General features: G+C 43.4%; 9 protein-coding genes. 5 read left to right on the top strand and 4 right to left on the bottom strand.

The features are described 5' to 3' along the window. Positions 1–193 precede the first annotated feature (193 nt). Entirely contained in the window at positions 194–907 is a 714-nt protein-coding gene (rsmG, locus tag ADG03_RS04680) for a 16S rRNA (guanine(527)-N(7))-methyltransferase RsmG (protein ID WP_049472047.1), read from the bottom strand. 70 nt (positions 908–977) lie between these two features. Here rsmG and ADG03_RS04675 point away from each other — a divergent pair, with 70 nt between their 5' ends. Both ADG03_RS04675 and htpX read left to right on the top strand, forming a co-directional pair. Continuing rightward, complete coding sequence (locus tag ADG03_RS04675; RefSeq protein ID WP_049472048.1) at positions 978–1,538, top strand: LemA family protein; 561 nt, start codon at positions 978–980, stop codon at positions 1,536–1,538. 1 nt (position 1,539) lies between these two features. Beyond that, on the top strand, positions 1,540–2,436 hold the full coding sequence (gene htpX / locus ADG03_RS04670; protein WP_049472049.1) for a zinc metalloprotease HtpX: 897 nt from the start codon (positions 1,540–1,542) through the stop codon (positions 2,434–2,436). A gap of 298 nt (positions 2,437–2,734) precedes the next feature. Here htpX and ADG03_RS04665 read toward each other — a convergent pair whose 3' ends face one another. The 3 genes from ADG03_RS04665 to ADG03_RS04660 form a co-directional block, all read right to left on the bottom strand. After that, positions 2,735–3,952, bottom strand: a complete 1,218-nt coding sequence (locus tag ADG03_RS04665) for an MFS transporter (protein WP_049472050.1) — start codon at positions 3,950–3,952, stop codon at positions 2,735–2,737. After that, positions 3,949–4,125 (bottom strand): hypothetical protein, encoded by a 177-nt coding sequence (locus ADG03_RS11750; RefSeq protein ID WP_192832130.1) that lies wholly within the window; start codon positions 4,123–4,125, stop codon positions 3,949–3,951. Before ADG03_RS11750 ends, ADG03_RS04665 begins: the two co-directional genes overlap by 4 nt. A 110-nt stretch (positions 4,126–4,235) precedes the next feature. Beyond that, complete coding sequence (locus ADG03_RS04660; protein WP_049472051.1) at positions 4,236–5,096, bottom strand: helix-turn-helix domain-containing protein; 861 nt, start codon at positions 5,094–5,096, stop codon at positions 4,236–4,238. Positions 5,097–5,300: 204 nt separating this feature from the next. Here ADG03_RS04660 and ADG03_RS04655 point away from each other — a divergent pair, with 204 nt between their 5' ends. The 3 genes from ADG03_RS04655 to gndA all read left to right on the top strand — a co-directional run bounded on the left by ADG03_RS04655 (position 5,301) and on the right by gndA (position 9,037). Next, positions 5,301–5,840, top strand: a complete 540-nt coding sequence (locus ADG03_RS04655) for a YceD family protein (protein WP_049472052.1) — start codon at positions 5,301–5,303, stop codon at positions 5,838–5,840. Between the two features lie 124 nt (positions 5,841–5,964). After that, positions 5,965–7,443 (top strand): flotillin family protein, encoded by a 1,479-nt coding sequence (locus tag ADG03_RS04650; protein WP_049472053.1) that lies wholly within the window; start codon positions 5,965–5,967, stop codon positions 7,441–7,443. A 169-nt stretch (positions 7,444–7,612) separates the two neighbouring features. Then, on the top strand, positions 7,613–9,037 hold the full coding sequence (gndA, locus tag ADG03_RS04645) for an NADP-dependent phosphogluconate dehydrogenase (RefSeq protein WP_049472054.1): 1,425 nt from the start codon (positions 7,613–7,615) through the stop codon (positions 9,035–9,037). Positions 9,038–9,040: the final 3 nt, after the last annotated feature.

Below are 9,040 nucleotides of genomic sequence, written 5' to 3'. Positions count from 1 at the left end.
AATCCAAAAATAATTGAGAGGCTAGGACTTTTGTCCCAGCCTCTTATTTGACTTTATCCGCTTAGCCCTTTGTATCTTACTGAAATGAACACGGGCTGCGGATTGTGTCAAAAAGATGAATCCTCCTAGAATCTTTTGGATTCTGCGTCGAATTCCCTATTTTGACTTTATCCGCTTAGCCCTTTGTATCTTACTATAATGGCCTTTTATTAGGCATGCCCGCTTTTCTTGGGTATTTATTGGGGGTTTCTTTTTTCTTTTCTACAAGAGTGATATAGCGTGGATCCCCATTTGGCAATTCATACTGTAGATTGTCTCCAACCTTACTAAATAGCAGGTTGAGGGCATTTTTGGCTTCTTCCAACTCTTCTGGAGCATTGCTGGCCTTGAGAGCAAGAAGCTGTCCCCCTACTTTCAGGTAAGGGATGGTCAGTTCAGAGAGGACCTGCATGCGGGCAACCGCGCGGGCAGTTACGATATCAAATTGGGCACGAAAGGCCTTATCTTGCGCAAAATCCTCCGCACGTCCATGGTAGAAATGAACTCCGCTCAAGCCCAACTCTTCAGCCAGCAAGTGGAGAAAATTGATCCGCTTATTGAGGGAATCAATGATGGTCACATCCAGCTCAGGGAATAGGATCTTCATTGGTAGGCTTGGAAAGCCGGCGCCAGCTCCAATATCCAAGAGACGGATGGGTTGGTTTTCGATCAGGCCCTGTAAAATGGGTGCGATAGAATCATAAAAATGCTTGAGATAGACTTCGTCTTTTTCTGTGATGGCAGTGAGATTAATTTTCTCATTCCATTCCACGAGGAGCTCAAAATAGCGTTCGTATTGCTCTTTTTGACGATCAGTTAATGGAAAGCCGAGGTCGGCTAAACGGACATAAAATTCTTCTGGTTTCATGCTTTTATTTTACCACAAAATAAGGGAAATTTGATATACTGGTAGAAAGAAATGAAAGGAATTCAATAAAATGATTTGGATTATTCTTGGGATCATTGTAGTCCTTGTGTTGATTGTAGTAGGAGTTTACAACGGTTTGGTGAAAAGCCGCATGCAGACTCGTGAAGCATGGAGTCAAATTGATGTGCAATTGAAACGTCGGAATGACTTGATTCCAAACTTGATCGAAACCGTTAAAGGCTATGCAAAATATGAGGGTGATACCCTTGCTAAGGTCACTCAACTTCGCCAACAAGTGGCTCAAGCTACTTCACCTGCAGAAGCGATGGCAGCCAGTGATGCTCTTTCCCGTCAAGTGGCAGGCATTTTTGCGGTTGCTGAAAACTACCCAGACTTGAAGGCTAACACCAACTTCATGCAATTGCAAGAAGAATTGACCAATACAGAAAACAAAATTTCTTATGCCCGTCAATTGTACAACAGTGTCACAAGCAATTACAATGTGAAATTGGAAACTTTCCCAACAAACGTAATTGCTGGAATGTTTGGCTTCAGACAAGCCGAATTCCTTCAAGTGCCTGAAGAAGAAAAAGCTGTACCAAAGGTGGATTTTAGCGGATTAGGAGACTAATATGCTTTTTGACCAAATTGCAAGCAATAAAAGGAGAACCTGGATTCTCCTTATTGCTTTTTTCATACTCTTGGCCCTCATCGGAGCAGCCGTTGGCTACCTCTGGTTAGGCTCCTCCCTTGGTGGCGTCATCCTAGCTTTGATTATTGGTGGGATTTATGCCTTTAGCATGATTTTCCAATCAACTGAAGTTGTGATGCGGATGAATGGGGCGCGTGAGGTGACGGAAGAGCAAGCCCCTCAGCTCTACCATATTGTCCAAGATATGGCTATGGTAGCTCAGATCCCCATGCCTCGGGTCTATATTGTAGATGATCCTTCTATGAATGCATTTGCGACAGGGTCCAATCCTCAAAATGCTGCTGTTGCAGCAACGACAGGTCTTCTAGCTGTGATGAACCGTGAGGAATTGGAGGGAGTCATCGGACATGAAGTCAGCCACATTCGCAATTACGATATTCGCATCTCTACGATTGCAGTGGCCCTTGCCAGTGCCATCACCATGCTTTCTAGCATTGGTGGCCGGATGATGTGGTGGGGCGGTGGTCGTAGCCGGGACGATGATCGAGAAGGTAGCGGTGGTTTGGAGATTGTTATGTTGATCCTTTCCTTGCTTGCCATCGTTTTAGCGCCATTAGCAGCGACCTTGGTCCAGTTAGCCATCTCTCGTCAACGGGAGTTCCTAGCAGACGCTTCAAGTGTCGAATTGACGCGGAATCCTCAAGGGATGATCAATGCTTTGTTAAAACTAGACAATAGCGAACCAATGCAACGACATGTCGATGATGCGAGCAGTGCTCTTTTTATCAACGATCCTAAAAAAGAATCCGGCTTTCAAAAGCTCTTTTATACCCACCCACCCATTGCTGAGCGGGTTGAAAGATTAAGAAATATGTAAAAAAATCCATCAAACAGTGGATTCAGATTGAAGACACCATCATCTTAGAACCTTTCCTTGGGTGAGTACGGACGTCAGCGAACTTCTATGAAGTTCCATGACTTAGTTTTGGATCTAAGGTTCCAAAACTCCCGAGTGCTAGAAACAACTTGTTTCTAGTACTTTTCTCACGGCGGAAAGTTTCAGTAGATGATTGAATAACTCTAAAGAATAAAAAGTATTTATCTTTATAGAAGTTAATAGAATTGTATAAAAGATAACTTTGTCTTTAAGCTCAATCCACCAAACGGTGGGTTTTTTATTTGGTAGTTAAGAGGAGGGTAGTGAAACCAAGGATGGCAAAGATCCCCCACGCTAGGGAAAGGCTCCAGATAGCTAGACTAGAAAAGAGAGCTGTCCCAAGTGGCATGGCAAAGCTGACCATCAGTCCCAAAAAGCTAGAGGTAGAAGCTAATTTTTCAGCGGGTAATTTGCTCATTAAAAGGCTGGAAACTTTTGGGTTGATTTTTGCTACAAGATAACCAAGGAAAGTGATGAGTAGAAGGGAAAGGAAATCCCAGTGCACCAGAATATTTGTGAGCCCAAGCATAGTCAGCCCACCTGTGATCCAAAGGAGGATATGGTGGAGCGATTGCTTGGAAAAATAGTCATGGGGTGTCAGGCTAGCCCAGACCATGCTTAAAATAGTCACTGCCTCTAAGATCAAGAGGGATTGGCTAAAGCTCAACTGAAAGAAGGGGGAGTGAAGCAGTTGTAAATTGTAGATACCTGAGATGGATCCCCCAAGGGCATTGATGAGAACCAATGAGAAGAGCAACTTGCCAAAGTGGTGAACCTCCTCATCTGAAAAAATACTTTTGGCGTTCTGGTACATCTCTTGGCATTCGTGTACCAAAGAATTCTTACTTTTGGGCTCAATGACGGGATCATGTGTCAGCTGCTTTTTTCTAATCAAGAGACAGGTAGAAGACAGGAGAAAAGTCACTGCATTGATCGAAGCGACCAGGGCAAAATTTTGATGGCTGATAGCTAGCAGCCAAACTCCTAGAGCTTGTCCAGAAATCGAACAGACCATACTAAGCAGTTGGTTGAAGGAATAAGCCTCCATTAAATCCTCGTCTGGGATGTTCTTTTTCATGATAGGGAGTTGCAAGCCTCCGCGATAATCACTCAAACAATCTGAAACAATGTTTAAAAAGCAAACAATCGAAAAGGCTAGGTAACCCGGAATCTTGGTCATGAGGGCAATAAGGATAAAGAGGATAGCTTGAAGATAGCCAATGCGGATCAACCAGTTAGCTTTTTTCTTCGTGCGGTCAGCCTTCATCCCGACAAAAATGGTAAAGAGGCTAGGAATAAATACAATGAGATTGGCAATGCCAACTGCTAGGCTCGGTTGCGGCATACTGGCAGCAAAGACCACAAAGACAAGATTGTAGATGGCAGCGCCAAGGGTATTTAAAAAGCGTGAAAGACTAAGTAAGGCAAAAATTTTATTACGAGCTAAGAGTTTCATGAGCCTTCCTCCTTCACGTGATTAGTTGCTAGGACTTGTTTGATGGATCGAAAGATCTGTTTGAAGAGCTCCAATTTTTCCTCTTCTGAAAGAGCTAGCTTCTGATCCTTCAGATAGACGCTAGTATGTGAGAGAAGAAAGCGGAGGAAGTGGTTTTTTAGTTTGGTCATCATGGGAAGAACCTTCTTTCTTTACTTGATAGTCCTATTGTAAACCTAAAAAGCAAGAAAAAATTAATGTTGCATATTTTCAACAAAAACTCACAGAGTAGATCTGTGAGTTTTTAGGATTTATTGATCAGTTCTTGCAGGCCCTGTTTGTAGTAGTTGGCACTGTCCTTACAATCCAGAATAGAGAGAACCTGGATGGCCTGTTCCATCTTTTCAAGACCGATTTCTTTTTCTCCCTTTCGATAGAGAAATTCTCCTTTGGCGTAGAGATAAACCGTCCGATGGTAGGCTTCATTTTCGGAGTAAAAGTGGTCCTTGATCAACTGATCAAAATAGGTTGCATCTTCAAATTCATTTGAACTAATGGCCAGAAAGAAGCCATTAAGAAAAATAGAGTTAAGGGCAGGACGAGAGGAATCTAGGAGAAGCTTGAAATCCTCCCTTTGGACCAACTCCTCTGTGTATTGTCGATAGAGGCGACTAGAGAAAAGTGGAGAGGTCAGAGAGAACAGGTTCAATTCAAAATTTCCCCAGATCATGACAGAGAAGAGATAATCATGGAGGAAATCCAGTTCCTCTTGGCTAGCGGTGAGCTCCACCTCAGGATAGAAGCCAAGCATTTGGGCCTTGAGAATAATGCTGGCTAAGAGGTCTTCTTTTTTGTGATGTTTCTGATAGGCTAGCTGGTAAGTTTGGTACAAGGCTTGGTCGTGTTCCAAGCTCATGTTTTCATAGTGCTCTTTCAACAATTTGGGAATAAAAGAGTGCTGATCGATTCCAGCTAGATGAGAAAACTCACTGAGGCTGGTTTTGATCTGTTGAAGGGCCTGAAAAAACCGTTGCGTGGTCAGGTCATTTTCTCCTCTTTCAAATCGCGACAGCATAGAGCGCGAAAATTCGCCACCCGTAGCTTCCTCTAAAGAGATGTGGCGACTTTCACGTATTTGCCGAAAAACTGCTCCGATTTCTTTCATGAATTCTCCTCTATCTAACATTGCTCAATGCCCTAGCCAGTGACCCTCTGTTGTCCAAGAGATGGTGGGACCTTGTGTACAACACCAATTGGCCTAGTTACTGTATCTTTTTTCATGATTATAACAAATTTTTGAGGAGACTTCTTGGTTGAGGGGCAGCTTCATGATATACTAGTAGTATCTAGAAGATTTGAGGACAAAAGAATGAACTTATATACACAAGAAATCCGTAAAAATCCTGAAGGACTAGCTTTTGATCAAGAGTTGGATTTGTTAAAGGATCTGCAAAAGCGTAATTCAGAAATTCTTGATTTAAAGAATGTGACAGCGACAGGACGAGTAGCCTATGATACAGGCCTCTATGTCTTGGATTACCAGTTGACCTACACCATCGTTTTGGCATCTAGCCGAAGCATGGAGCCTGTTGAGCTTCAAGAGAACTATCCTGTAACAGAGGTGTTTGCGGAGGATGTACAGTCTGACGCAGATATCGAGGCCCTAGAGGAAGACTTGATCCTTCCAATCGAAGGTGGGAAGATTGACCTGAGTGAGAGTGTAGCAGATAATATTCTGCTCAATATTCCTCTCAAGGTTCTCACTCCAGAAGAAGAGGCTGGACAAGGTTTTATCGAAGGCAATGATTGGAAAATCCTGTCCGAAGAAGAATACCAAGCCGCTCAAGCGATCAAGAAAGAAGAAAACAGTCCTTTCGCTGGTCTAAATGGCTTGTTTGATGAAGAATAAGCTAGAGATTGCATTTGATAAATTTAGACATAAATACAGGTCTTTTCTTTGAGGAAAGGCCTTCTTTTGATATACTAGGATTAATAAACAACAGAGGGGAGACCTCTAAAAAAGGAGAAAAAGTATGGATACTTTATTTATTCCAGGTTGGTTGATTACTTTTGTAATCGTAGCCATTCTTGTATTGATCTTGTTGGTCAAAGGGTATGTCAATGCTAAACCCAACGAAGTCGTGGTCATTACCGGTCTTCGGAAGCAACGTCACTTGCGTGGGAAAGCAGGCTTTATGATTCCCTTTGTCGAACAACGCTCTTATCTTGATATTGAGCAATTCTCGACAGATGTTCGGACGTCAGAAGCAGTCCCAACACTGGACTTCATTAACGTCCGTGCCGATGCGGCTGTTAAATTAAAAATTGGTACAACCGATGAAATGATTGCCCGGGCTGCAGAAAACTTCTTGAACTGGAATACGACAGATATTTCCAATTCTGTCCAAGATGTCTTGGAAGGAAACCTGCGGGAAGTGATCGGTCAGATGGAGCTCCGTAAGATGGTCAATGACCGTCAAGAGTTTGCCTCAAAAGTGCAAGACAACGTAGCGCCAGACTTGGCTAAAATGGGTCTAGAAGTCATCGCCTTTACGGTTCAATCCTTCTCTGATGAAGGGGGAGTCATCGATAACCTCGGGATTGAAAATGTTGAAACCATTAAGAAAGATGCCTTGATTGCCAAAGCCAAAGCAGAACGCGAACGCAAGGAAGTCGAAGCAGAACAAGATAAATTGGCTAACGACAAACGGGTCGCTGCCGATCTTGAAATCGCGCAAAAACAAAATGAATTAAAACTCAAACAAGCAGCCCTCAAGCAAGAAGCAGATATTGCCCAAGCAAAAGCAGATGCCGCTAAAGGGATTGAGGCAGAAGTGCAACGTCGTGAACAAGAGCGCGTGGCAGCCGAAGCCAATATCATGAAGCAAGAAAAAGAAGCAGAAGTCAAAGAGCGCGAAGTTAAGGTTCGTGAACAAGAATTGGATGCCAATATCCGCAAACAAGCTGAAGCTGAAAAATATGCGCGTCAACAAGCTGCAGAAGCAGAATTGATCGAACGCCAACGCAAGGCGGAAGCAGAACTCTTCGAAACACAAAAAGAAGCCGAAGCTCGAAAAGCTCAAGCCGAAGCTGAGAAATTTGCCCAATTGCAAGAGGCCGAAGCTATTGAAGCCAAAGGTCGTGCCGAGGCTGAAGCCATTCGCTTGAAACTGGAAGCTGAAGCCAAAGGTTTGGACCAAAAGGCCGAAGCGATGAAGAAAATGCAAGAAGCAGCCATTACTGAAATGGTCGTTGACAAGTTGCCTGAAATTGCGCGTGCTGTCGCAGAACCATTAACCAAGGTGGATAAGATTACCATGTACGGTGAGGGTAATGCTTCTAAGATGGTGGGCGATATCATGCAAAGTATCGACCAAGTCTCTCAAGGAGCTGGATTCGATATTCGTCAATTGTTAGCAGGAGCTCTAGGAGTTAATATGACGGTCAACAAACTCAAAGAAGGAGATCAACCGGTCATTGAAGCAGAGGAGTTGGCTTCTAAAGAAGATTAATGCCATTCTTAAGAAAGTGTCTGAGAACTGTTTCTCGGGCACTTTTATTTTGAAGATCAAACGACTTGCATGATCTTCTCCCTCTTAGAGAAGGCAGGAAGCTATTTTCTGCTTTCTTTTGAGGAGGAAAAATGGTAGAATAAAGGCAAACTATAAAGAGGAGTGTCACATGACTAAAGCAAACTTTGGTGTTGTTGGTATGGCCGTAATGGGTCGTAACCTTGCCCTTAATATTGAATCTCGTGGCTATACAGTTGCCATTTATAACCGTAGTAAAGAAAAAACGGAAGATGTTGTTGCTTGCCATCCTGAAAAGAACTTTGTGCCAAGCTATGATATCGAAAGCTTCGTAAACTCTATCGAAAAACCACGCCGTATCATGCTTATGGTTCAAGCAGGACCTGGTACAGATGCAACCATCCAAGCCCTTCTTCCACATTTGGATAAAGGCGATATCTTGATCGACGGAGGAAACACGTTCTACAAAGATACCATCCGTCGGAACGAAGAGTTGGCGAACTCAGGGATCAACTTTATCGGTACTGGTGTATCTGGTGGTGAAAAAGGTGCCCTTGAAGGTCCTTCTATCATGCCTGGTGGACAAAAAGAAGCGTATGACTTGGTAGCAGACGTTCTTGAAGAAATCTCTGCAAAAGCACCAGAAGATGGTAAACCATGTGTGACTTACATCGGTCCTGATGGAGCTGGTCACTACGTGAAAATGGTCCACAACGGGATCGAGTATGGGGATATGCAATTGATTGCAGAAAGCTATGATTTGATGCAACACTTGCTTGGTCTTTCTGCAGAAGACATGGCTGAAATCTTCACGGAGTGGAACAAGGGTGAATTGGACAGCTACTTGATTGAAATCACTGCTGATATCTTGAAACGCAAAGACGATGAAGGTCAAGATGGACCAATCGTAGACTATATCTTGGACGCTGCAGGAAACAAAGGAACTGGTAAATGGACTAGCCAATCAGCGCTTGATCTTGGTGTGCCATTGTCACTCATTACTGAGTCAGTATTTGCCCGTTACATCTCTGCTTACAAAGAAGAACGTGTTCATGCTAGCAAGGTTCTTCCAAAACCAGCTGCTTTCAAATTTGAAGGAGACAAGGCTGAGTTGATCGAAAAGATTCGTCAAGCCCTTTACTTCTCAAAAATCATCTCTTACGCACAAGGTTTTGCGCAATTGCGTGTCGCTTCTAAAGAAAACAACTGGAACTTGCCATTTGCGGACATCGCATCTATCTGGCGCGATGGATGTATCATCCGTTCTCGTTTCTTGCAAAAGATCACAGATGCCTACAACCGTGATGCAGATCTTGCTAACCTTCTATTGGATGAGTACTTCTTGGATGTTACTGCTAAGTATCAACAATCAGTTCGTGATATCGTAGCTCTTGCTGTTCAAGCAGGTGTACCAGTACCAACCTTCTCAGCAGCCATTACTTACTTCGATAGCTACCGTTCAGCGGATCTTCCAGCAAACTTGATCCAAGCACAACGTGACTACTTTGGTGCTCACACATACCAACGTAAAGACAAAGAAGGTACTTTCCACTATTCTTGGTACGACGAAAAATAATCT

Origin of the sequence: Streptococcus parasanguinis, assembly GCF_001069785.1 — a bacterium.
In the GTDB taxonomy this organism is placed as follows: domain Bacteria; phylum Bacillota; class Bacilli; order Lactobacillales; family Streptococcaceae; genus Streptococcus; species Streptococcus parasanguinis_T.
This window is presented reverse-complemented; position numbering and strand designations above follow the sequence as displayed.